This is a genomic window from Staphylococcus pettenkoferi, from assembly GCF_002902685.1.
Taxonomy (GTDB): Bacteria; Bacillota; Bacilli; order Staphylococcales; family Staphylococcaceae; genus Staphylococcus; species Staphylococcus pettenkoferi.
This window is the reverse complement of the sequence record NZ_PPRN01000019.1, coordinates 47,623-73,229: the sequence shown is the minus strand read 5'-3', so window position 1 is coordinate 73,229 and position 25,607 is coordinate 47,623. Positions and strand designations below refer to the sequence as shown.

The 25,607-nt window shown below is 41.4% G+C and carries 19 protein-coding genes; 14 read left to right on the top strand and 5 right to left on the bottom strand.

Annotated features, from left to right (window positions below; translation table 11 throughout):
• Window positions 1-10: 10 nt before the first annotated feature.
• Window positions 11-1,603 (bottom strand): acyl-CoA synthetase MbcS, encoded by a 1,593-nt coding sequence (gene mbcS, locus CD126_RS04145; RefSeq protein WP_049408340.1) that lies wholly within the window; start codon window positions 1,601-1,603, stop codon window positions 11-13.
• A gap of 530 nt (window positions 1,604-2,133) precedes the next feature.
• Here mbcS and mqo point away from each other — a divergent pair.
• The gene (gene mqo / locus CD126_RS04140) at window positions 2,134-3,615 is read left to right on the top strand and encodes a malate dehydrogenase (quinone) (protein ID WP_103370075.1); all 1,482 of its coding nucleotides are present in this window, start codon (window positions 2,134-2,136) and stop codon (window positions 3,613-3,615) included.
• A 153-nt stretch (window positions 3,616-3,768) separates the two neighbouring features.
• On the opposite strand, the gene CD126_RS04135 is transcribed toward mqo, so the two are convergent.
• Window positions 3,769-4,518 (bottom strand): amidohydrolase family protein, encoded by a 750-nt coding sequence (locus CD126_RS04135; protein ID WP_049408344.1) that lies wholly within the window; start codon window positions 4,516-4,518, stop codon window positions 3,769-3,771.
• A 308-nt stretch (window positions 4,519-4,826) separates the two neighbouring features.
• Here CD126_RS04135 and rbsU point away from each other — a divergent pair, with 308 nt between their 5' ends.
• Both rbsU and rbsK read left to right on the top strand, forming a co-directional pair.
• Entirely contained in the window at window positions 4,827-5,711 is an 885-nt protein-coding gene (gene rbsU, locus CD126_RS04130; RefSeq protein WP_049408346.1) for a ribose/proton symporter RbsU, read from the top strand.
• 66 nt (window positions 5,712-5,777) lie between these two features.
• Window positions 5,778-6,686 (top strand): ribokinase, encoded by a 909-nt coding sequence (gene rbsK, locus CD126_RS04125; protein ID WP_049408349.1) that lies wholly within the window; start codon window positions 5,778-5,780, stop codon window positions 6,684-6,686.
• Between the two features lie 623 nt (window positions 6,687-7,309).
• Here rbsK and CD126_RS04120 read toward each other — a convergent pair.
• Together CD126_RS04120 and fabF are read right to left on the bottom strand one after the other, a co-directional pair.
• Complete coding sequence (locus CD126_RS04120) at window positions 7,310-8,512, bottom strand: MFS transporter (RefSeq protein ID WP_049408350.1); 1,203 nt, start codon at window positions 8,510-8,512, stop codon at window positions 7,310-7,312.
• Window positions 8,513-9,056: 544 nt separating this feature from the next.
• Complete coding sequence (gene fabF, locus CD126_RS04115) at window positions 9,057-10,298, bottom strand: beta-ketoacyl-ACP synthase II (RefSeq protein ID WP_103370074.1); 1,242 nt, start codon at window positions 10,296-10,298, stop codon at window positions 9,057-9,059.
• A 187-nt stretch (window positions 10,299-10,485) separates the two neighbouring features.
• On the opposite strand from fabF, the gene CD126_RS04110 reads away from it, so the two are divergent.
• From CD126_RS04110 to CD126_RS12100, 6 genes are all read left to right on the top strand, one after another.
• Window positions 10,486-11,334, top strand: coding sequence for a helix-turn-helix transcriptional regulator (locus tag CD126_RS04110; RefSeq protein ID WP_049408353.1), 849 nt, complete (start codon window positions 10,486-10,488; stop codon window positions 11,332-11,334).
• A gap of 69 nt (window positions 11,335-11,403) precedes the next feature.
• Window positions 11,404-12,297: a phosphate acyltransferase gene (locus CD126_RS04105; RefSeq protein WP_049408355.1), complete on the top strand. Its 894-nt coding sequence runs from the start codon at window positions 11,404-11,406 to the stop codon at window positions 12,295-12,297.
• A gap of 24 nt (window positions 12,298-12,321) precedes the next feature.
• A complete protein-coding gene (buk, locus tag CD126_RS04100) occupies window positions 12,322-13,383 on the top strand; it encodes a butyrate kinase (RefSeq protein WP_103370073.1) in 1,062 nt (353 codons plus the stop codon).
• A 250-nt stretch (window positions 13,384-13,633) separates the two neighbouring features.
• The gene (locus CD126_RS04095; RefSeq protein ID WP_049408358.1) at window positions 13,634-14,710 is read left to right on the top strand and encodes a YkvI family membrane protein; all 1,077 of its coding nucleotides are present in this window, start codon (window positions 13,634-13,636) and stop codon (window positions 14,708-14,710) included.
• Window positions 14,711-14,982: 272 nt separating this feature from the next.
• Window positions 14,983-15,804, top strand: coding sequence for a glutamate racemase (locus CD126_RS04090; protein WP_169931244.1), 822 nt, complete (start codon window positions 14,983-14,985; stop codon window positions 15,802-15,804).
• 507 nt (window positions 15,805-16,311) lie between these two features.
• Window positions 16,312-16,449, top strand: coding sequence for a hypothetical protein (locus CD126_RS12100; protein ID WP_169931242.1), 138 nt, complete (start codon window positions 16,312-16,314; stop codon window positions 16,447-16,449).
• Between the two features lie 1,356 nt (window positions 16,450-17,805).
• On the opposite strand, the gene CD126_RS04085 is transcribed toward CD126_RS12100, so the two are convergent.
• Complete coding sequence (locus CD126_RS04085) at window positions 17,806-19,203, bottom strand: MFS transporter (RefSeq protein WP_002471150.1); 1,398 nt, start codon at window positions 19,201-19,203, stop codon at window positions 17,806-17,808.
• A 172-nt stretch (window positions 19,204-19,375) separates the two neighbouring features.
• On the opposite strand from CD126_RS04085, the gene CD126_RS04080 reads away from it, so the two are divergent.
• The 5 genes from CD126_RS04080 to CD126_RS04060 all read left to right on the top strand — a co-directional run bounded on the left by CD126_RS04080 (window position 19,376) and on the right by CD126_RS04060 (window position 25,494).
• Window positions 19,376-20,125, top strand: coding sequence for a glycerophosphoryl diester phosphodiesterase (locus CD126_RS04080; protein WP_049407322.1), 750 nt, complete (start codon window positions 19,376-19,378; stop codon window positions 20,123-20,125).
• 15 nt (window positions 20,126-20,140) lie between these two features.
• Entirely contained in the window at window positions 20,141-21,142 is a 1,002-nt protein-coding gene (locus tag CD126_RS04075; protein ID WP_103370071.1) for an LLM class flavin-dependent oxidoreductase, read from the top strand.
• Window positions 21,143-21,457: 315 nt separating this feature from the next.
• Window positions 21,458-23,248, top strand: coding sequence for a metallophosphoesterase family protein (locus tag CD126_RS04070; protein WP_049407318.1), 1,791 nt, complete (start codon window positions 21,458-21,460; stop codon window positions 23,246-23,248).
• Between the two features lie 44 nt (window positions 23,249-23,292).
• Window positions 23,293-23,952 carry a hypothetical protein gene (locus tag CD126_RS04065; protein ID WP_049407316.1) on the top strand — a complete coding sequence of 220 codons (660 nt, stop codon included), beginning with the start codon at window positions 23,293-23,295 and terminating at the stop codon, window positions 23,950-23,952.
• A 603-nt stretch (window positions 23,953-24,555) separates the two neighbouring features.
• Window positions 24,556-25,494 carry a ketopantoate reductase family protein gene (locus tag CD126_RS04060; RefSeq protein WP_049407314.1) on the top strand — a complete coding sequence of 313 codons (939 nt, stop codon included), beginning with the start codon at window positions 24,556-24,558 and terminating at the stop codon, window positions 25,492-25,494.
• Window positions 25,495-25,607: the final 113 nt, after the last annotated feature.

The window sequence follows — 25,607 nt, the reverse complement described above, 5'->3', positions numbered from 1 at the left end:
TTCAATTTATTTAAGAACGATGTTGTTCGTCATAACGGCGTTGCTCTAAATCTCGGAGTTCAACACGACGAATTTTACCTGAATTAGTCTTTGGTAAGTCATCGACAAATTCAATCGCACGAGGATATTTATATGGTGCAACATCTTGCTTCACGTAACTCTGCAGCTTTTTAACCGTAGCCTCATCACGCGCTACACCCTCTTGCGGAATGATAAATGCTTTGACGATATTACCGCGTAGCTCGTGTGGACTTGCCACCACGGCACACTCTTTCACGTCAGGATGTTTGATGAGAGAATCCTCTACCTCGAAAGGTCCAATCGTGTAACCTGAACTGATAATGATATCGTCTTTACGACCATCAAACCAGAAGTAGCCGTCCTCATCCATATAGGCTTGGTCGCCTGTGATGTAGTAGTCTCCACGTTGAGGCGCTTTCGTACGTTCAGGATCTTTGTAATAACCGTGGAAGAGGGCAGGTAAATCGAGTGGCACTGCGATATTGCCCACTGTATTTGGCGGAACAGGATTACCGTCATCATCAACGACACAGGTCTCACTACCAGGAATCGCTTTACCCATCGCACCAGGTCTCAACTCAGTCTCTTTCAAGAAACCGATGAGTAACGTACTTTCTGTTTGTCCGTAACCATCGCGTACAGAGAGATTGAAGTTGTCGCGGAATTGATCAATCACTTCACGGTTGAGTGGTTCACCAGCAGAAACCGCGCTGTGCAAGTGACTGAGGTCGTAATCCGTGAGATTCTCTAACTTGGACATGATACGATATTCAGTTGGTGTACAGCAGAGCACGTTAATGTGGTTGTCTTGAAGTAGCTTAAGATATGTTTCAGCGTTGAAACGACCGTTGTAGATAAAAGCAGTCGCGCCTGTGCCCATAATAGATAAGAAAGGACTCCAGACCCATTTCTGCCAACCCGGTGCAGCTGTCGCCCATACTAAATCATCTTCTTCGATACATAGCCAGTGTTGCGGTGCCATTTGTAAGTGGGCATAGCCCCAACCATGTGTGTGAATAACGGCTTTCGGATTACCTGTCGTACCAGATGTATATGGTAGAAAGGCAACGTCATCGCGATGTGTCGGAATCGTCTCTAAATCAGTGCTTTGGTCTTGCGCTTCGCCGGTAAGGTCAATCCACTGGTCGCGAGGTTGACCGATGATAAATTTCGTCACATGATCGATACCGTCAACACGTTCGAATTGTTCAGCACCGACGTCGACTGAAGCAACCGCAGTAACTTCACCATGTTGGATGCGATACTGCAAGTCTTTCGTGCGTAGCATCTCAGATCCTGGAATGACGATGACACCTAATTTCAACGCAGCGATATAGAGATAGTAGGTCTCGATAGAGCGCGGCATGAGGATGAGCAGCTTATCACCTTTTTTGAGGCCGTGCGCTTTAAAGACGTGGCCATATTGGTTTGCGCCAGCCATGAGTTCCGCGTAGGTCACTGTCGTTTGGTGGCCTTCGTCATCGTGATAGATGAGCGCTTTCTTGTCAGCTTGTTCTGCGTATTGCTCAATCTCGGAGACAATGTTGTATTGCTCCGGTGCAATCAAGTCCGTTTTCTTCATTACAAATACTCCCTTTAGTCTAATCCGTTTCTAGCACTTGATGTTTAAATATTCTGTAAAAAATAATCTGATTCTATAAGTTGCATGTTTGAGTCTCGTACGCAACGGTTAATGTTTTAACAAAGAAACTATAACATACTTAGATAGAGACACCTAACAAAAGTATTCGAAAAATTTCGTTAAGAGTTGTGTTAAATTTAATGTCGTTCTCGACTTTAATAAGGCATAATTCTTAAGATTTACATTTGAATTGTTATCCTTTAAAATGGTAAATGAAAATAGTTCTATTAGACGCTAAATGATAAATTTAACCTTTGTAGTCTATCCTACAAAGTAGTAAAATAGAACTGAAAGCAACTCGATTATAATCAGCGTCAACATTGTAAAAGAGTTGAATAAAGATATTGTATCGGAACGCTATTTTTTTGCGGCGAAAGAGAGACGTGACTTCGTGTTTCCACAAACAACCTACCCCGTTTGTAGTTTCGCTGGATGATGATAGTGTCCGAATTTCAGGAAGGTGGATATCTATGAGTAACTCTAAAGACGTTATTCTCATTGGTGCCGGCGTGTTAAGTACAACATTTGGTACTTTACTTAAAAACGTTGAACCAAATTGGAATATTAAGCTTTATGAACGCATGGATCGTCCTGGCTTAGAAAGTTCTTATGATGACTCTAACGCAGGTACAGGTCATGCTGCTTTATGTGAATTAAACTATACAGTGGAGCAACCAGACGGTTCAGTTGATATTGAGAAAGCGAAACAAATCAACGAACAATTCGAGATTTCTAAACAATTCTGGTCTCACTTAGTGAAGAACAACGTGATCAAAGACCCACGTGACTTCATTTATCCGCTACCACACTTAAGTTTCGTAGCAGGCGTGAACAACGTTAATTTCTTGAAAAAACGTTATGAAACATTAAAACAACACCCTATGTTCGAAACAATCGAATATAGTGAAGATCACGATCAAATCGCTAAATGGATTCCATTAATGATGAAAGATCGTAACTCAGCATCTCCAATTGCTGCAAGTAAGATTGATCACGGTACAGACGTGAACTTCGGTGAATTAACTCGCCAACTTGCACATAACTTAGAAAACAGTGACGCAGTAGATGTACATTACCGTCACGAAGTGCTTGATTTCAACCGTCGTAACGATGGTAAATGGGAAGTTAAGATCCGTAACTTAGAAACAAACAAAGTTGAAGTTCAATCAGCTGACTATATCTTTATCGGTGCCGGCGGTTGGGCAATTCCTTTATTACAAAAAACAGGAATCCCAGAAAGCAAGCACTTAGGTGGTTTCCCAATCAGCGGTGCATTCTTAGTTTGTAACAAACCAGAAGTGGTTGAACAACACGATGCGAAAGTATACGGTAAAGAACCACCAGGCACACCACCAATGACAGTACCGCACTTAGATAAACGTTATCTTGGCGGTCAGAAGAGTCTATTATTCGGACCATTCGCGGCAATCGGCCCTAAATTCTTAAAAAATGGTTCAAACTTAGACTTATTCAAATCAGTGAAACCAAACAACTTTATCACTTTATTAGCTTCAGCAGTGAAGAACGTTCCATTGCTTAAATACTCTGTGCAACAAGTCCTTCAGAAGAAAGAAGACCGCATGAGAGAATTACGTCGTTTCATTCCAGATGCAAAAGACGAAGATTGGGACTTACACATTGCTGGTAAACGTGTTCAAGTTATCAAAGATACGAAAGAAGAAGGTCGTGGATTTATCCAATTCGGTACAGAAGTAGTTAACTCAGAAGACCACTCTGTTATCGCTTTATTAGGTGAATCACCAGGGGCTTCAACTTCAGTATCTGTAGCGCTTGAAGTACTAGAGAAGAACTTCCCAGAGTACGCTAAAGATTGGGAGCCTAAGATTAAGAAAATGATCCCATCTTACGGTGAATCTCTCATTAACGATCACGAATTAATGAAGAAAATCCGTAAAGAAACAGATAAAGCGCTCAAGTTAGATCAAAAATAAGATCGCGTCTAAACAATAAAAGCACCTCCGTTGGTATGATTCATTACCAGCGGAGGTGTTTTGCGTTTGTGTGGTTTGTGAAAGTTCTGCTAAACAGAGACACCATCATACAAATTATGATTTATACCAGATGCCTATCCAAACGAGGCAGAGCTATCTTCCAATTCGGTACCATTCATGTGCGTTTTCCCAGAAAATCTTCTCACAAGCCTGTGTATCAAAGGTTTCCTCAATCAAATGGACATCTTCTACACTAAATGGGCGAGGCGCGCGAGTAGAAGGTAAGTCTGTTCCAAACATTAGCGCATCTGGATTCACTGCATAAATGTGACGCATCGCTTGAGCTACATCGAGATTAACTCGACTAAAGCCTGTTGCTTTCACGCGTACGCCATGATCTACCGCATCAAGTAAATGAGGTAGGCCTTCTTTAGATAACCCGAGATGATCAATGGAAATCGCAGGCAAACGATGTATTACCCGGGAAATATCGGGCAACTGTTGTGAATCGATATACAACTCACTATGCCAACCGACAAGATCATACACTCGTTGCGCGAAGTATTCCAAGTTCTTCAGAGATTCTGAACCTCCACGTTTAACGTTGAAACGTAAGGCACGTACGCCTTGTTCGTTAAGTCGTATGATTTCTTCGTTTGTAGTAGACATGGGTAGTTGCGTCACACCAACGAAGCGAGGTCCTAAGTGTTCTAAAGCGTCGATTAAGTAATCTTGATCAAAGCCTTGGAAAGAACCAGAAACAATAGCACCTCCAGCAATGCCAAGGTCACTTGTGGCCGAGAGGTACTGCTCAACATCATATTGAGGTGGCCAATACCCATTATTTTCTTGAATATCATAGTCGTAATCAATAATGTGAAAGTGTGCATCAAAGCGTTTCATTTCGCATCCCCCTTTGGCTTCAGTTTATCAGATTTTAATTAGTACTTACTTTTGAATTATTAATAATTCTACTTTATATTTACTTTTACTCTCCTTGGACTTGCTCTTAAAATGTCCCACTGACACAAGGTGAAGTGTTTTCTCTCGGATAAATCTCCGTGATAAAATACGGTGTGGGGAATTGAAATGACACGTGGAGCACGATGTCACCTAAGAATAAGATGTGAAGATAGATACATCGCACTCACGTTTCAAACGCTTATGTCATTTACGAGATATAAATAAATTTAATGATAGAGGTGTAAGATTTGGAAATTGTAGCTATACTCATAGGTCTCGGACCTTTACTCGGTTGGGGGCTCTTCCCAACGGTGGCATCTAAATTTGGCGGTCGTCCCGTCAATCAAATTATCGGCGCAACAATTGGTACGCTCATCTTTGCAGCAGTATTTGCGGCGTTCTCATCCAAAGGCTTTCCAACAGGTATGGATTTAGTCTTATCTATTATATCTGGTGCAGGTTGGGGCTTTGGACAGATTATTACTTTCAAATCCTTTGAATATATCGGTTCATCTCGTGCGATGCCGATTACGACTGCGTTCCAGCTCCTTGGTGCATCACTTTGGGGTGTCATTGCTCTAGGTGATTGGCCAGGTGTGTCTCACAAGATTATCGGCTTTATCGCTTTATTCGTCATCCTCATTGGTGCTTGGATGACCGTTTGGAGTGAGAATGGTCAAGCAGCTAATAGTAAAAATCTCCGTACAGCAGTTATTTTATTATTAATTGGTGAAATTGGTTACTGGGCTTATTCTGCAGCGCCACAAGCTTCATCCGTGGGCGGTCAGACAGCCTTTTTACCACAAGCAATCGGCATGGTATTAGTGGCAGTCATTTACGGACTTATCACGATGAAGAAGAAAGGGAATCCATTCAAAGAGAAAGTCACATGGCTTCAAATCATTTCAGGATTCTTCTTCGCCTTTGGTGCGTTAACCTATCTCATCTCAGCTCAGAAAGAAATGAATGGACTAGCAACTGGGTTCATCTTGTCACAAACTTCAGTCGTTCTTGCCACACTTTCAGGTATTTACATGTTGAATCAACGTAAGACTGGCAAAGAGATGGTCGTGACGGTTATCGGTCTCGTCCTCATCGTTGTCGCAGCTGCTGTGACAGTCTTCATCAAGTAATCGTACAACGAAATGTGTTAAAGTAGAGGTAATTAAGTAAGCTTGGATGACGATGGAGGGATAGATATGACAAACAAAGTGGTCGTCTTAGGTTCGACGAATGTGGACCAGTTCTTGACGGTAGAGCGTTATGCGAAACCCGGCGAAACGTTGCATGTTGAAGAAGCACAGAAAGCATATGGCGGAGGTAAAGGTGCAAATCAAGCGATAGCGACAGCACGCTTAGGCGCGGAAACGACCTTTATCTCGAAAGTAGGTACGGAAGGTATCGCAGACTTTATGTTCAAAGACTTTGAAGCGGCCGGCATCGATACATCTTATGTGGTTGAAACCGAGCAAGCGCAGACAGGTCAGGCATTTATTACAGTGGATGCGCAAGGTCAGAACACGATTTACGTCTATGGTGGCGCAAACATGACAATTGATGAAACGGATGTCGCGCGAGCAGAGCAGACGATTGCGGAAGCAGACTTTATCGTGGCACAGTTAGAGGTGCCGATTCCGGCGATCACTGCTGCGTTTAAAATGGCTCGAGCACATGGCGTAACGACGCTGTTGAATCCAGCGCCGGCGAAAGCATTGCCTAATGACTTGCTTCAACTTATCGATATTATCGTACCGAATGAATCTGAAGCTGAGACGCTCTCAGGTGTACCCGTGACGGATGAAGCTTCCATGCATGAAAGTGCAGCGTACTTCCACGATTTAGGCATTCACACTGTCTTGATTACGTTGGGCGAGCACGGTACTTTCTATTCTACGGATGCTGGATCTGAACAACTGCCAGCTTATCCTGTTAAAGCAGTAGATACGACGGCAGCAGGCGACACATTTATCGGTGCGCTCGTAAGCCATCTAGAGTCAGATATGAGTAACTTAAGTGACGCGATTGATTATGCGAATAAAGCCGGCTCATTAACAGTGCAACGTGCTGGAGCGCAAGCAGCGATTCCACATGCAAGTGATATAGAATAATTGGTAGAGTGAAATGGCTCGTTCTGAAGTTAGGGTAACTTTGGGGCGGGCCGTTTTGTGTTTGCATGGCTTTATGTTGGAGTACGAATAAAATTACATATACAAATAGCGCTAAGTTCAGTTTCTAATTATGACTGCTTAGCGCTATTTATGTGATTCAATTAGATTTTTCTGTTTATGACTATCACCATATGCTTTTTATAATATTTAAGTATCTAAAATAAATCATAGTGGTGATATAACCCATTACGCCTGCTAAGTGCATAAGAAAATACATGTCAAAAATATCGCCACTAAGAGAATAAATTAAAAGTCTATGCATAAAAAATACTAAAACCAACATGATTAGCACGTAAACATTCATTATCTTCTCTGCATGCAAGATCATCGAACCTTTCTAGTAGAATATCTTACTTTTATTGCATTTGGTTGTAGATCTTCTTCTAAAACGATATTACTAATGAATAATCATTACACATTTAATATATCATAATTAAATTATATATAAATACATTTCTTACGTGTTTGTTAGCCTTCGTCGATATTGATTTAATCATAATAAAATAAAACCACCCGTTTGTACGGATGGTTTTATCTAACGTTGAGAGAGCATGATATTTCTTTTACCGTATATCTTTATTTTTACGAATCGTCATAGCAATCACTAAACTTATGACCATAAAGATCGTAATCATAAGGGCTACACCTGGCCAGTGGAGGAGACTGTAGAAATAACCAGCGAGCGTGCCACCGACGGAAGAGCCAATATAATAGAAGAGAAGATAAAGGCTTGATGCCTGTGCCTTATTGTGTTCTGCACGACTCGTAACGACTGCACTTGCGATGGCATGACCGCTAAAGAATGCATAAATCGTGAAAGCGAGCCCTAGAATTTTAAAAATAATAAACGGAAGTAGGGTGATCCAAATTCCGACCATCAGTGTGATTAAGCTCAACTTCAATGCACGTAAAGTGCCTAGTTTCGCACGTAGCTTAGCATTCAACATGGAAGATAACATGCCAAGCAAGAAGAGGAGATAAATGAAACTGATTAACCCTTTGTGTACATGATAAGGCGCAGATTCGAGCTCGAAACTAATGTAGTTGAATGCGGCTACGTTACAACCTAAGAGCAAGAACCCTAACATAAACGGCTTAAGCAAACGTGGGTTACGCAAATGTTGTCCGTAACTGCGTAAGAGTTCGCCGAGGTGGAAGCGCTGTTTCGTAAAGTTGCGTGAACTTGGTAGTAGAAAGATAAAGAGTACTGCGGCAACTAAACTAATCACGCCAACCGCAATCATACCGACTTTGTAGCCGAATAAACTGGCAATAAAACCAGTAAAGACACGTCCAAAAGCACCGCCGAATGCATTCCCGCTAATGTACGTTCCCATCGCTTGAGGTAAACTGATTTCAGAAATTTCCTCTCCAATATACGCCATCGCTATAGAGGGGAGACCCGCGAGACAAATGCCTTGGATGAAACGCAGTGCCAGGAACACATTAAAGTTGTCGATAAACGGTTGTACTATAGCGAGTAGTGACACCGAGATCACGGAGAAGAACATGATCGGTTTTCGACCTACAACTTCAGAGATTGCTCCGAAGAATAACATCGCAATTGCTAGCGTCAATGTTGCTATCGAGAGCGGTATGCTTGCCCAAGTCTCATTGACGTGGAAATGTCTAGAGAACGCTGGAATGAGTGGTTGCACACTATATAAGATTGAGAAGATGGTGAATCCTGCGATGAACAGAGCGATGATAATATTAGTATATTCTTTTGATCCTTTTTGGATTTCTCCTGGACGGACGTCGTGCATGATTATCCCTCTTTTATTTCAATAGTTACTTTAAATAATTATATTGTAGCATAGCAGGCTATGATTTTAAGCTATCTGCTTTGGATTGTTAGCTTTTTTAAAAGTATGGGCGGTCTCTCACGAAGTCAATGAAACAAAAAGGGAGCAAGACAGAAATCTATTTGATTTCGTAGTCTTGCCCCCGCAAGGCTGACTTGTATTTGAGACAGCGTCAGCTATTTCAAATACAGACAGCTACTGCGTAATTGCTTAATTAGAACTAACAGTAGCTCAACTTAACTTTCAATGTTAATACTATATTAAGACAGAAATCTATTTGATTTCGTAGTCTTGCCCCCGCAAGGCTGACTTGTATTTGAGATAGCGTCAGCTATTTCAAATACAGACAGCTACTGCGACAAGCTTGAGTTAATATCTTTACCAACAATTAAGTTCTCTTTAAATGAGATGACTTCATATTTAATGCTTATTATTGTAATTTTTTATTACGTCCCTGAGTTTTCCTCATTTCTATAGTAGGTGTGACTTGTATAACCTTTAGAGATTAATCATCTTCGTATTTTTTAAAGATAAGCGCAGCGTTGTGACCGCCGAAACCGAATGAGTTGGAAATACCTACGCGAAGTGGCAATTCACGGGCTTCATTCGCTACATAATCTAAATCGCACTCAGGATCTTGGTTCTCCAAGTTGATTGTTGGAGGGACGATATCGTTCTGAATACTCATCGCGAGTGAGATTGCTTCTGCACCACCTGCAGCACCGAGCATGTGACCAAACATAGATTTGTTGGCAGTAATTGGTAAGTTGTATGCATGATCGCCTAAGAGTTGTTTCAAGGCTTTCGTTTCGGATACATCGCCTACAGGTGTGCTTGTGGCATGCGCGTTAACAACATCGACTTCGGATGGATCGAGATTCGCACTTCTGAACGCCGCTTTCATTGCAAGGTAAGCACCTTCGCCTTCAGGATGTGTTGCGACCATATGATATGCATCTGAACTTGCGCCGTAACCGACCATTTCTGCAAGGATATTCGCACCACGTGCCTTCGCATGAGAAAGGGATTCTAGGATAAGAATGCCGGCACCTTCTGCGATGACGAAACCATCACGATCGACATCGAATGGACGACTTGCACCTTGTGGGTCATCGTTACGTGTAGATAATGCACGAGCATTACCGAAACTTGCGAGTGAAATATCATTGATAGTGGATTCTGTACCACCCGCGAACATCGCATCAGCTTCACCAGAGCGGATGAGACGGAAAGCTTCACCGATTGAGTGGTTACCTGTCGCACATGCAGAGACAGGTGACATTGAAGGTCCCATTGCGCCGAATCTGATTGTGATTTGAGCTGAAGCGGCATTGGCCATCATAGAAGGTACGAGCGTTGGACTTACACGTCGAGGGCCTTTCTCTTGTAGTTTCAAGAAGTTTTGGAATAACGTTTCAAAGCCGCCAATTCCTGAACCAACGTAAGCACCAAGACGTGCGGAATCAATATTGTCAGAAGTGAGTCCTGATTGATCCCATGCTTGTTGAGCAGCGACTAACGCGAATTGCGCAAATTTGTCCATACGACGTGCGGCTTTACGGCCGAGCAACGCTTCACTGTCAAAGTCACGTACGACGCCGCCGAATTTCACTTTATGCTTGGAAGTATCCATCGTATCTATTTCAGAGATTCCAGACTTTCCGGCAATTAAATTATTCCAGAACGTATCTAAATCGTTACCTACTGGAGAAACCACACCCATGCCGGTGATTACAACTCTTTCCATAACCTATTCCTCCAAATTACTCTTTTATTATTATTGTAAAAAGCATACTATCCTATTACAATAGTTGGATTTATCATGGTATAATTACTAATAGGTAATAGGCTCAGTGAGAGACAATGGTAAAAGTTGAGTTGCGATGACTTTTTAATATCAATAGCGTGAGCTTAAATTGAGGTGCAATACATAAATGGATGATCAAAAAAGATTGAATACACTGTCAGAGTTTCTCAAAATCAAGCGTGCACAAATCAAACCAGAATCGATTGGCTTGCCTCCAGGAAACCGTCGCCGTACCCCAGGGTTACGTCGTGAAGAAGTGGCACGATTATCAGGCGTGAGTACGACATGGTACACATGGTTGGAACAAGGCCGTGACATTAAAGTGTCACCTGAAGTGCTCGAAGCGGTAGCTAAGACGTTGCGTTTGAATCAAGATGAGAAAGACTATTTATATGATTTGGCGTATGAGAAGACAACAGAAATTAAAGTGTGGAACGATCAACAACCTGAAATTAGTCATTCGCTCAAACACATTTTAGACGAGCTGACATATTGTCCCAGTATCGTGACCGACCGACGTTGCTTTATCGTCGGATGGAATGCGGCAGCTTCCCACGTCTTTATTGACTTTAACCAAATTCCTGCAGAAGAGCGTAATTTGATTCGCTTACTCTTTGCGCGGAAGGAGTTTAAAGCACTAGCGACGAATTGGGATCATTTCGTTAAAGGTTTTCTCGCCATCTTCCGTTCTTATTACGGTCACTATTTAGGCGATGAGTGGTACAACCAATTTATTGAAGAAATGAGTCAAACGTACCCAGAGTTTAAAGCGTTGTGGCAAGAGAGCCAAGTGAGTAAAGCGCCTGAAATGCAAATTGAATTTCGCCATGTGAAAGCAGGTAAGATGTTATTCGATTTGACGTCGATGCGCGTGCAAGGGGACGCCGATTTACGTTGTAGTATTTATACACCTGTGTATGAGTCAGGTACGGAAGAGAAGTTGCGTAAATTAATGAAGAAAGTGGCTGACGAGTAAGTGTCACTGTTTCATGTGAAACGTCGAAAGGCGATGTAAAGAAAAGTTCAGGAGAAGGAGTGAAGTGAGATGTTATATTCTGAATTGGTGGATGCTCCAGAGAAATTAAAGGGACATATTGCGTTGGTCAAAGCGAACGATTCGCATATGATGGAGGTTGTTCAAACCATTTTAACCAAGACGCAGGCGGAGATATCCATTTACGATACTGAAAATGTGTCAGCGTTGGTTCAACAGTATCAACTTGAAGATGAGGTGGATCGGCGATTACATATTTATCAAGCGGAGAACGAGGACGACATGTACGCGATGTGTGAAGCGCATCTTGAAGCGGGTCAAACGCAAATCTTGATGAAAGGGCACATCATGACAGCGGATATCTTGAAATTCGTGTTACGACGGAAACACTTTATGAGAGATGAACGTTTCCTCAATCACGTAGCCTGTTTCGATATTCCAGGCTACAAGAAAGCGTTGTTGATGACGGATCCTGCGTTGAACGTCTCTCCATCCGTTGAAGATAGAATCAAAATGGTGAAACAACTGTATGCCTTTGCGCAACAATTGGGCTATACAGAGTTGAAAGTAGGTCTGCTGTCTTCTATTGAAAAGGCGACGAAGAGTGTGCCGTCGTCAGTAGAAGCGGCAGAAATTAAAGATTACTTCACTGAACATCCAGTGTCGCAACTCAAGGTAGATGGTCCTTTCGCTTTCGATAATGCGATGAATGTGGACAATGCACGACGTAAAGGTATCCAATCCGAAGTTGCGGGCGATGTAGACGCATTAATCGTGCCTCAACTCGATGTAGGCAACGTGCTGTATAAATCACTGACGCAATTCGGAGGAGCTGAAACGATTGGTACAGTAGTCGGTGCGAAGTTCCCTATCGTCTTAACTTCACGTACCGATGACATCCAAAGTAAATTCAATTCCGTCGTACTTGCTTTGAAATTGTTGTAATTTAAGTTAGAAAGGTGTGAGAAGATGCGCTTAGTATTAGTCTTAAATTTAGGAAGTACTACCTCTAAATTCGCTTTATATCAAGAACGAGAGTGTGTTGTGAATGAAACGGTTGCGCACGAGTTAGCGGTGACACAGTTGCCATTGACTGAGCAGGCACCGAAGCGCCAAGCAACGATAGAGCGTAGGGTTCAAGAAGCTGGCTTTCAGTTTGAAGATGTTGATGCAATTGCATGTCGTGGAGGATTAGTGAAGCCGATTGAGGGCGGTGTGTATCATGTAGATGCGCACTTATATGACGAACTCAAGGCCTTTAACTATGGTATTCATGCCTCTAATTTAAGTGGCATGATGGGATATCAACTTGCCCAGAAATTCAATATTCCTGTGTTTACGATTGACCCACCTGTGACCGATGAGTTGACGCCCATTGCTCGCATTACGGGCATTAAAGGCATCGAGCGCATCAGTCGTTTTCACGCATTGAATCAGAAAGGTGTTGCGCGTAAATACGCTGCACAAGTTGGTAAAGATTATCGAGATGTGAATGTGATTGTCGCACATATGGGTGGCGGTATTACGGTAGGTGCGCACGTTCATGGCAAAGTCATTGATGTGAACGAAGGTTTAGAGGGCGAAGGTGCCTTCAGTCCTGAACGCGCCGGTTCGATTCCGAATGACGCGTTGTACCGATATGGTTATGACCATGATATGACGCCTGAAGAGATGGATCACTTCTTGAGTAAAAAGACAGGGTTACTGTCGTTACTCGATACGAATGATTTAACACAATTGAGTCAGCAGTATGGTGAAGATACAGAAGTGACTCGTATATTAGATGCGATGGCGTATCAAGTAGCGAAGTTGATCGGTGAACGTGCAGTGGCCTTTAAAGGAGCGCCGATTAATCAAATTATACTCACTGGAGGTATCGCGAACTCTGACATTATTACAGAGGGCATTCGTCAATACGTTGAATGGATCGCGCCGGTAAGTGTGTACGCAGGTGAGATGGAAATGGAAGCCCTAGCTTCAGGGGTGTTTGATGTTCTCGAAGGTACAGTGGAACCGAAATATTATAAGTGAATCAACCTCATTTTGAATTGAGATGAAAGTCCGTTCTTATGGCGCTTAATTGTTGCAAGCGCGAAAGAATGGGCTTTTATTTTTTACGGTCTCATTTTTTAGTCTTTAATTATAAAAGCAATGCTCAACTAAACAAAAAATGTTTTCTTTAAACTTGGAGTTTTTAACAACTTTTAAAATAAGGAGCAAAATATATGTTATAATACGATATTGTTATATGATTTCGGAGTGTAAGAGGAGGATAAGGGACATGTTTAGTAAACATAACAAGGCAGCCATCGGTATTGCACTCGCTTACTTGAGCTTTATCGTTGGTGCAGGGTTTACTACTGGACAAGAACTTGTTCAATTCTATATTAATCATGGTAACTACGCCTATATTGGGGCGATTATTACGGGGATTATCGTGACATTCGGTACGCGCCAAATTTCGAAAGTCGGCTATCGACTTGATGCAGATCCTTATGATATTTCACTACATAGTTTATTTGGTAAAAAGATCGGGACGATTCTAGACTATGTTATTATATTCTTCTTATTTGGTATAACAGTGATTATGATCGCAGGTGGCGGCTCTGCGCTATACCAAGGTTTCGGTGTGCCAAAATGGCTCGGTTCACTAGCGATTGTCATTCTGTTATTTGTCGTCTTACAACTACGCTTTAACAAGATTTTAAGTGTCTTAGGTTTCGTGACTCCTTTCCTTGTGATTGTGGTCTTAGTTATCGCAGGTTATAACATTATCAATCCAAGTATTCCATTCGACCAAGTTCACAAGTATACAGATATTTCTAAAGCATCTACACACTCTTGGTGGTGGAATGCCATTGATTATGGTGGCCTAATCCTTGCGAACAGTTTCAGTTTCTTAACGATTGTCGGCAGTGAAGCGATGAGTCACAAGACAGCACGTCGCGGCGCTTACATCGGTGGCTTCGTCTTCAGCTTATTACTGTTATTGATGGTAGCAGGACTTTTAGCCAATATTAAGACAGCGAACAGTGTGGACATTCCAACACTATTATTAGCGGAACAAATTCATCCATGGTTGAGTATCTTGATGTCAGCTGTCATGTTCGGTGTTATCTTTAACAGCTGTATCGGTATGCTATATCCGTTCTTAACACGTTTCACTGAGCATAAGACGATGAAATACTTTATCCTATTAACGGTATCACTCGTAGTGAGCTATGGATTGAGCTTCGTTGGCTTCGTTCAATTAGTCAACTTCGTCTTCCCATTATTCGGTATCGTCGGTCTCATCATTGCCGTCGCGCTATTTATCAGATGGATTTACAACAAACGTGTTGAGAAGAAATTGATGTAGTTGGGGTTTTGAATTTAGTGTGTAAAAGTGTTTAAAGTTGGCTAGAATGGCGCAATTCATTTTAAAAGTCTAGTTTAGACTTATAAGAGAATAGTATCGAAATAGTCATTAAACCCGTCGGAATCGGCGGGGTTAATCACTTTTAGTCAGATAAGAAATATAGCGGGTTGAAAACACCTAATCATGTATAAAAAAGTATTAAAACGGGCTAGCTCACAATAAACTTCCGTGTTATAGTGGGTAGGACAATATTTGAGATAGAAGGTGCTATGATGAAATCGAAGAAACAAGAAGCGGCAAGTAACATCGCCGTGTTTGATGCTGGCATCGGTAGTTACGCAGTCGTTGAACTCTTGCGTGAGTACTATCCGAAGCAGAACATCTTGTATTTCGCTGATCGTGCGCATTTTCCATATGGTGGTAAAAGCAAAGAAGAACTTAGACAAATCATGAAGACGACGATTGAATATCTACTCCAATACGAACCGAAAGCTATCATCGTTGCATCGAATGCACCTTCAGTCCTCGTGCTAGACGAAGTGAAAGAGGATTACGACATACCTATTTACGGTATCAAACCACCGATTAAAAAGGCAGTTGAAGTTTCAAAAACAGGACATATTGCAGTCCTAGGCGCTAAAGCACTCGTTGAAAGTGAGTGTATCCAGCACTATATCGACGAGGAGAAAGGTGAGAGCCAAGCAAAGATTAACACAATCGATGCGTCAGATGTCATCAAGTTAGTAGAATCAGGCGACTTCATCAACTATCCGGCTGAAGTGAAACAACATGTGAAAGAGTTTGTAGCTGACATCGTTGAACAAGATCCTGAAGTCGATACCTTTACGCTCTCATCAACGCATTTACCATGGGTACAGCCGTACTTAACTATCCTATATCCACAGTATCAATTTCTCGATCCTGCCCGTCACATCATAGAGAATTTGAAACCCGTCGTGACGAAAGGTAAAGGACGTGTCAAAGCTCTCGTAACCACTTGCGAAGATTACACATTAGAGAACTTTGAAGATACACTCTCCAAACTCAATTTGAAGATGGAAGTCGAAGAAGTCGAGATGGACTGCGGAGAGTAGAAGAAGTTGTGAGTGAGCACTTTTGGATTGGAAGGTAAAAGTGGTATTTCTAAAGTAAAAAGTGTATACTAAAGAAAAGGACGACATGCGGTTACATGTCGCCTAGTAAGCCCGTTAAAGACGGTAGCTGTTGAATTTTGGAAAATAAGCCATCCAACAACTCAAGTTGAGATGGCTTATTTTACGTCTTTAAAAACGTTTATCAGAAGTTGAACTGACATTAATATTATAAATGCCATTTCATAATCTGACATACTTACTCTCCTTTCGGAAGTTACTGCCAAAAATTTCAAAGGCATCACCTTCCTTAATAGAAGTTCAGCTACCACCATCAACTTGCTTACAAGAAGTATTATACCATGGAGTTGCCCAAAATGGACATACAAATTTATTTTATTAAATTAGAATAATAATAAATAATTTAGTATTTGCGCTAAGAATCTTTAAGTTTTTATAGTTCTGTTTCTCGATCCTGCCCGTCACATCATGGAGAATTTGAAACCCGTCGTGACGAAAGGTAAAGAACGTGTAAAAGCCCTCGTAACAACTTGCAAAGACTACACGTTAGAGAACTTTGAAGATACGCTCTACAAACTCAATTTGAAGATGGAAGTCGAAGAAGTTGAAATTGACTGTGGAGAGTAGAAGAAGTTGTGAATTAGAGCCTTTAGAGTGTAAGGTAAAAGTGGTATATCTAAAGTAAAAAGTGTATACTAAAGAAAAGGACGACATGTTGCAGCATGTCGTCCCAGTAAGCCCGTTTATAACGGTAGCTGTTGATGTTTAAAATATAAGCCATCCAACAACTCAAGTTGTGATGGCTTAATTTGCGTTTTTAAAGAGGTTAATCAGAAGTTGAATTGACATTAATATAATTACTGCCAACTCATAATCTGACATACTTACTCTCCTTTCGGAAGTTACTGCCAAAAATTTCATAGGCATCACCTTCCTTAATAGAAGTTCAGCTACCACCATCAACTTGCTTACAAGAAGTATTATACCATGGAGTTACCCGAAATGGACATATAGATTTATTTTATTAAATTAGAATATTAATAAATAATTCAAGGATTGCGCTGTGATATTTTCCGTTTTTATAGTAGCATTATTTTAAGTTATGCAGTATAATTGAATTAAGGAGACATGCTGGAACATGTCACCCCAGTTTAAGACGGTAGCTGTAAAATAATATGTGTTTAAGCCATTACAACCAAAGTTATAATGTTTAATTTCTTATGTTCTTAATATCATTACAAAAGTTTGAATGGATGTTAAGAGTAACATCGCAAATTCAAAATCTGTCACTTACTTTCCTTTCTAGGAAGTAAGTAGCTTCTAAAATCATAGGCATCACATTATTGGAGTTTAAGCTATTGTTATAGCATGAATGGTTGAAACGTAAATCGCATTTACGTTTCAGCTCTTTTTTATGTGTCTCTATAATAAATTAGGCTTGGAAGTAATAAAGGGATTTACTTCCAAGCCTAATATCGTCTTTAATATTAAAATGAGCTAGCCAAACTAAATAGTATATTATTAGAAGTATCATATTTATGGAAACATTCTAATTAAAACACACACCACCAACAATAAGGATAGGAGAGGTTGAGTGTGAGATGTTTATATTAATAGTTTAGAACGAATTTCATAAATTGATTGAATGAAGCAACACAAGTAAAAGGTGGGAGTAGGCGAGACTCTTGAGGGATTAAAGGTCACAGCGAAAATCCAGTAATAACGCGCACTAGCGTTATTACTTAGTTGAGCGTACGCGGTAGCTGACTGAATTCGAGAAGGCACTTTGCTTTCTCGAACTCTAGTCATCCTCGCGGGGGGGAGCACTACGAAATCACAGATTTCTGTGCTTCTCCCCCCCTAAGAACGCGAGCCGTTTCTCCCCCCCAATACGCAGTATTGCAAATTAGTAGAAGATACTATAATCCAACAATTGCAAATTAGTACAATTCACATTATTAAATTCTAGACAGCCTCAAAACACTAAACCTTTTCAATATACTGATCCTCATACTCTAAATCCTTACCTACAGGCTCCCATCGGATCAACGTCGTCACAACCACACCTATAATAGGGAACACCGCAAGAATCAACATCGTCTTATTCAAACCATAGCTACCATAAATAATAGGAAACACAAACGTCCCAAACATACTACCAAACCGACTCACAGACTCAACAAAGCCAGTTCCCTTACCACGAAGAATCGTCGGATAAGACAACGACGCAATCGCCTTACCCTGCGTTCCCGGACCACTCGAATGCCCAAACAAGAACACAGCAACCATTGCCGCAATCAACCAAGTCATCGTCTGACCATAGAAATTACCAATGAGCAACATCATACTCGCCACAAGCGTAAAGCCAATAATAGTAAGACGTCGCGCACCCAATTTCGGCGTCAACAACGCTCCAGTCAGACCACCAAAGATACCCGCAATATTAATCAACGCAGTACCCGTTAATGATTGAAGCTTATCTTGCCCCATAATCGTTGTCGCAATCAACGGTATGTAGAGACCAATCGCATAGTACTGCATCCCTTGTAGCGTAGCGATCGCTGTAGCAAGAATCGTACGCGGGCGATAACGTTTGTTAAAGAGCGTACGCATCGGATGTTTCACTTCGCGATGTTCATACGTCGCATTTTCACCCTGATCAGGCGCAATATTTACCGTGATATTATAGTTCTTCTCAAGCTCCTTACATGCTTCTTCAAGCGTTTTATTCTTCATAGACCAAGTTGGACTTTCACTAAGATAGAATAAGCGTAATATTAAAATGATTGTCGCAAACACAGCACCCATACCTACGGAGTAACGCCACAACAATGCACCTGTGCCTAAACTATAGAAGAACATCACAATGAGCGCTGAAGTCACGACTGCAATGTACCAAACTACTTGCCAATAATTGACGTTACGGCCCTTCGCTTTCTTATTACTAATTTCAGCTACAAAGGTAAAAGCCACTGGGCTATCCATTCCAATCGCAAAGCCCATGAGCAAGCGGAAACAAAGCAAGACAGATGGTACCGGAGCAAGCGCCGCACCAATTGACCCAATAATTAAAGAAATCAGAGAAATTGAGAGAATTAATTTCCGGCCGAGCTTATCCGCATAGAAACCACCGATGGCTGCGCCGAATAAAGCACCAAAGGGCATTGCTGTCATAATGTAAGATAAATATGTCTTAGATAGTGTGAACTCTGACGTCAGTTGATCGGTCGCCGTACCGAGAATCGTTAAGTCATACGCATCAAGAAAGATCGTTCCGAGAACGATGATGAGTAATAACGCCGTTCGTTTCGTATTCTTCTGACCATTAACATAATCGATAATATCTTGTTTCGTGTGAATCGTGATAGCGGATTGTGCCATTCCAATCCCTCCCCAATATGTAATGTAGTTAAACAGTTCTGAATGGAAATATGAGATTCATCCATGTGATAATAGCGGTGTAGTATCACAGGTATGCATTGTTAGTATACAATGACCTTAACAGAATTACGATTGATAATTTACAAAGTCAGAAATATTAGGAGCTGAATTTATGTTTACAGTCTTTGGTCATCGTGGATTACCATCGAAAGCACCGGAGAATACGTTAGCCTCATTTAAAGCTGCTTCTGAAGTGGAAGGAGCACAATGGTTAGAATTAGATGTAGGTATCACGAAAGATGAACAACTCATCATTATTCATGATGATTATTTAGAACGGACGACGACTATGTCCGGAGAAATTACCCAACTCAACTATTCGGAGATGAAGGAGACTTCCGCAGGTCTGTGGTATGGCGATGAATTCAAAGAGGAACGCTTGCCGACTTTTAAACAGATTGTGGAGCTAGCCAATACGTATCAAATGAATCTCAACGTGGAGTTGAAAGGTGTGACAGGTCCGAATGGCACAGCACTCTCTCGCAGTATGGTGGAACAAGTTCATTATCAGCTACAAGATTTAGACGAGGGACTCGATGTGCTGATTTCTAGTTTCAATCTTCCGTTGTTAAAAATGAGCGAAGCCATCATGCCAGAATATCGTCGTGCAGTGTTATATAAAAATGCGTATTTCAAAGAAGACTTCCGCACTGTTATGGATTTCTGCAATGCGCAAATTATTAACATTCAAGATGCGAAATTGACTGAAGCACGCGTGAAGATGATTAAGTCAGCAGGCTATGAACTCAATGTGTGGACAGTAAACAAATTAGTACGTGCCAATCAACTTGCGAATTGGGGCGTGGATGGCATATTCACAGATAAACTGGATCAACTCATCCATCTATCTCAACGTGATTAAGAGGAGTAGATCAACATGGTACGTTTGAGTATCTTAGATTATTCACAAATTGATGAAGGTAAAGATGCAGAACAAGCGTTACAAGAAACGATACGTTTAGCAAAGTTAGCTGATCGACTCGGCTACCACCGTTTTTGGGTGACCGAACACCACAATGTGCCTGCATTCGCGTGCAGTAGCCCAGAGTTGTTGATGATGCACATTGCGAGTCAGACTGAACAGATTCGTGTCGGCTCAGGTGGTGTGATGTTGCCTCACTATAGCCCTTACAAAGTAGCGGAGAACATGCGTATGCTTGAAACGTTCTATCCACATAGAGTGGATGTCGGCGTCGGCAATACGTACGGCACACTGTTAGTGAAACGCGCATTAGATGAGATGAAGTCGGAGTACAAGGACTATCGTCAAAGCGTGACGAAACTGAAACGTTACTTAACTGAATCTGCAGTGACGCTGCGAGGACAGTCATTGGTGGCGCAACCTGTCGTATCGCGCACACCTGAAATGTGGTTGTTGAGTACGAGTGAAAGAACTGGCCGTTTAGCCGGTGAATTAGGCTTAGGTTTTACGGTGGGTACTTTCCTTCTGCCTAACCAACGCATGATTGATGGTACCAAGCGCAGTGTAGCCGCGTATCGTTCTGAGTTCGAAGCGAGCGAAATGAACACGAAACCGCACGTGATGGTGACGGCATTTATCGTGATTGCTGAGACAGAGGACGAAGCGGAACAGTTAGCGCAAGCATTAGATATTTGGTTATTAGGTAAAAAGCAATTTGCTGAATTCGAACGCTTTCCTTCAATACAGACCGCGCAGGAATATCAACCCACCGACCGTGATCAAGAACGCATGACAGATCATCGCTCAAGTATCTTAGTCGGAACTGCACAATCGATTCAGCCGCAATTAGAAACACTAATTGAGATGTTCGATGCAGACGAAGTATTAGTATCCCCGTTATTGCCAGGCGTTGAAGCACGTTGTAAGGCCATCGAGTTATTGGCAGAAATAATTTAATTACAGAGAAACACCTTAAATTGCGAAATGATGAGGTAGTGAGGCTTTGTCGAATGTCGATTTGAGGTGTTTTTTTAGCTTGAATAAAAGTGTTGTGGCCTAGATCCATCATGCGTCTCGAGTGCACATTGAAAATTAATTACACCCTATATTTCTTTTAAACTTCTCAAGCTAAAGTCGTCAAAATAATGCATACCTTATATCATTATGTAGCGAAGAACTTTAAACAAACTTTACAACACCTTAATCATTAGTTATTAAACGCTTGCTACGGTAAAAGTAGTTCAAAAACTATAAGAGAAGGTGTTGGAAAAGATGTCAAAGCACAATCATTTCAAAAAAGTATCACGCAGCGCACTCACGCTTGCACTCGCACTAGGACTTGTCGTCCCTGTCGCAAATTCAGGTGAAGCACAAGCTTCTGGTGGCGGAGGCGCGTCACAACAACAAGGACCTCAACTTCAAAAGGAAAAGCCAAAAGTAGCGCCCGTACCTGCTAAAGATCAACCGAACCGTATCGTTACAAACTTTAACGGTAATACGAAACACGAAATGGCATTCAATTGGTATACAACACACCACTTTAAAGATGCGAAAGTATGGGTTTCAGAAGACCCTAATTTTACAAATCCTAAAACGTTTAAAGCTAAATCTAAAAAAGTGAAGTCTAAATACGTCGAACGAGACCAAAATGGTAACTTTATCTTCAAAGATGTGAAGAAAGATGATGATGGTAAGCCGATTAAAGATAAAAATGGTAAAGAACAAAGTAATGGCTACTTCACAGATAAAAATGTTTCCGGCCCTGAGTGGACGAGTGGGGATCAACAAGGGGAAGTGAATCTCACGTCTCAAACGGAACATACATACAAAGCACATGCGAAAGGGCTCAAGCCGAATCAGACGTATTACTATCGTGTAGGTAGTGAAGACGGACCGAAGAGTGAAGTCGGTCATTTCAAGACGTCAGGTAAGAAAGGTGATCCGTTTAAATTCGTGCAATATACAGATACGCAGAATGCTTTCTGGAATGAGCATGCACGCAATGAAGCACAGTTTGGCGCAGATACGTTACAACGCGCAATTCAAACTGCAGGTCAACCGGACTTCGCACTCCATACAGGTGATTTCGTTGAATCAGCGGAGGTAGAGGACGAGTGGAAAGATCTTTACGATCAATCACGTCCATCGTTCATGTCACAACCTCTCGCAGCCGTTTCAGGAAACCATGACGAACGTCCGTTAGATGACGATAACGATGACAAATTGCTCGATCGTTTCAACCGTCACGTCAATGTTCCGAAAGGGAATAACGCGATGAATGGTGGCTCTTATTATTCCTTTGACTACAATGGTGCGCATATGGTGGTAGCGAATACGAATGATAATAAGAAAGGTAAAGACAATCCTGATGGCAAAGCCATTGGTAAAAAGCAAATGGAATGGATTAAGAATGATATTAAACAAGCACGTAAGAAAGGTTCTAAGTGGGTCATTTTAAACTTACACAAACCGATGTACTCTAAATCTTATCATGCGCTTTCAGATGACGATGTGAAAAAAGTACGTAAAGAATTGACGAAAGAGATTGATGACCTCGATGTCGATCTCGTACTACAAGGACACGACCACGTGCTCGCGCGTACGAAAGTGCTGCAACACACGGATACGAAGAATAGTTTCGTCAACGCGAAGACTGAAGATGTGAAACAAGTGAAAGGTAAGGATAACGTCAAATACTACGATAATCCGAAAGGTTCTGTGTACGTACTTCCTAATACAGGCGGTACGAAAGAGTATGACTCTATCACTGACAAGTCGTTGAAACATATCAAGAAAGTGCGTCCTGAATTGAGCTGGTTGAAACGCAAAGATTTAGATCATTACAATAGCTTGTTCGCGCTAGGTCGTCAGCCACAAAAATCAGATGCATTTAAAGATAAACACTCAAATAATCGCGACTCTTCAAGCCAAAACTTCTCCGTCTATGAAGTGAAAGATAATAAATTGAAAGTGAAGATTTATCAATTGAGTGGTGACATGACGAAAGGTGAACCACGACAAACGAAATTAATTGATGAATTTGGAATTAAGAAAGATAAATAATATGAGTCAAAGTAAATTGAAGCAGCAAGGGGGTGACGGTCAGTTTGAAATTGAAATTATGGCAAGGTGTGGCTGTCGTGAGTGTAGCGCTAGTACTCGGTGGATGTAGTTCTGAAAGTGACAGTCACGCGAAAACAGAACAGGCACACACTCAAAAGAGCGACACACAGCATACGCACTCAGTTTCACAGAATCAGAAAGCACAACTCAAGAAGGAAGTCATACAGTATTTTAAACAACATAGCTCATCTCAGGCATCTGCTTTCACGACACGTTACTTCGCTGGTGGAACGATATCGTCGGGTGACTGGTATGCGGTAACGCCAAAGGGTCAACTACAGGTAAGTGATCGGGGTAAGCCGGGAGCGAAAGCTTTTAAGAAACATAATGTCGTCGGTATCACGATGTATACGAGTAAAGACGGGCGTAAAGGGTTAGACCCTCAAGCGAAGTCACTGTCTAATATCGAAGGTTATACGCGTGTGGCGAAGATGGACCGTCCTATTAAGAAATACTTGTTCGCTGATGATGGCAAAGTGTATGAAGCGAAGTTTAGCGGACAGGACACCACGTTGTCTACCGGATTTGCGCCTAAAGATCACAACGATAAAGATCCGAATTTGGCACCAAACGACGTGTTTAAACCGACTTCTGATAAACAGTTGGCAGATTTCTGGAAGAAGACGCTTGAAGAAGCGGATTAGTTTAAAATTAACAGTTTGAAAGTTATCAACATGGCTTTATATAAATACTTGTAAATTCCATGTGTAAAATCATATAATTAAAGAAAGTTATTGCGCGTAATGAGTCAAATAATGAAAGGTTGAGATAACGTTAACTAACCCTTATTAAGATGCGACAGTTCTACAACTACTATGTCCTTTCATCATGATTTGCGTCGCAATAACTTTCTTACCTTTATGGTAACGTCTTGTCACTTCAGTTTCACGAATGATTTTTAAAGGTAGACAGCGGTCTATCTTTGAGGTCCAATGCTATGGCGAGAAGCTTAGTAGAGCGTCTATACGTTGAGTTAATTGTAGCTGCGTTTCAACGAGCGACTACGCTTAATACTACAACTCAATTTAATACACTACATGCTGGGCTCGATTGAAATGTTATGCGACTTAAAGCGTATAGAAGACGGAGTGCATTTTACTATAACTATGAGAAATAAAGAAGAATAGAATATAAATTTCTGAATAATCTAACTTGAAGTCTGGTGCATTAGCACATAATTTGTCATAATTAAGGTAGAAGCCTAAAGCAAACACAGAATAGGCGATACGAAATGGGAGTGACAAATTATGAAGACAATTGCTATCGCAGGTGCAGGCGCTATGGGTGGCCGTATCGGTACGCAAATACAAGAAGCGGGTTACGATGTGACACTGCTCGATTATTGGAAAGAACACGTTGAGAAGATTAATCGTGACGGGATTGAAATTCAAACGGAAACGGACACCTATCATCTTGATATCAAAGCGAAGTTTCCGGAAGAAGTGAACGAACAGTATGATCTCATCATCATCTTAACGAAAGCGATGAAGTCGAAAGAGATGATTGAGGTGTTGAATCAACGTGGTGCGATTAAGTCAGACACAGCCATTCTGACAATGATGAATGGTCTTGGACATGACGAAACGTTTGCGACGGTCGTTCCGAAATCTCAAATCTTCCTCGCTGTGACGATGTGGACGGCAGGTATGAGAGGTCCAGGTCAGCTGTTGCTTGAAGGTGACGGTACAATTGAGTTGCAACGTGTCGATGGTGTTGCTGACGAACGCACGGAAACGATTAATCAAATCTTTAACGATGCGAAGCTCAATTCTCGCGTTTCTGATAACGTCTTCCAATCTGTATGGTCTAAAGCGACACTCAATAGTGTGCTCAATCCTCTATGTACGATTTTGGATAAAAGAATTGGAGAGTTCGCTCAATATGAACAATCACGTGAGATGATTACGCCAATTATTGAAGAAATTGTAGCTGTAGCTGAGGCGAAAGGGATTGAACTTAACTTTGATGATTTAGTTAAAAAGGTTGAAGGTTCTTATCCTGATGAGTTACAAGGTCTACACTATCCATCTATGCATCAAGATTTACACAGTGGCCGTTATACTGAAATTGATTATTTAAATGGTAAAATCGCTCAGTATGGTAAAGAGGTTGGTGTGGCGACACCAACAAATGCATTGCTTACACATATGATTCATCAACTTGAGATGAAATATGTTGAAGCGTAATGTAAATTGATAGAATTCACTTAGCCGGTAGTCTGCGGGTTGTCTTACCTTAGACTGCCGGCACTCTTATGTTCAGAAATAGCGAAGATGTATACACAATTTTTGTACTTTTT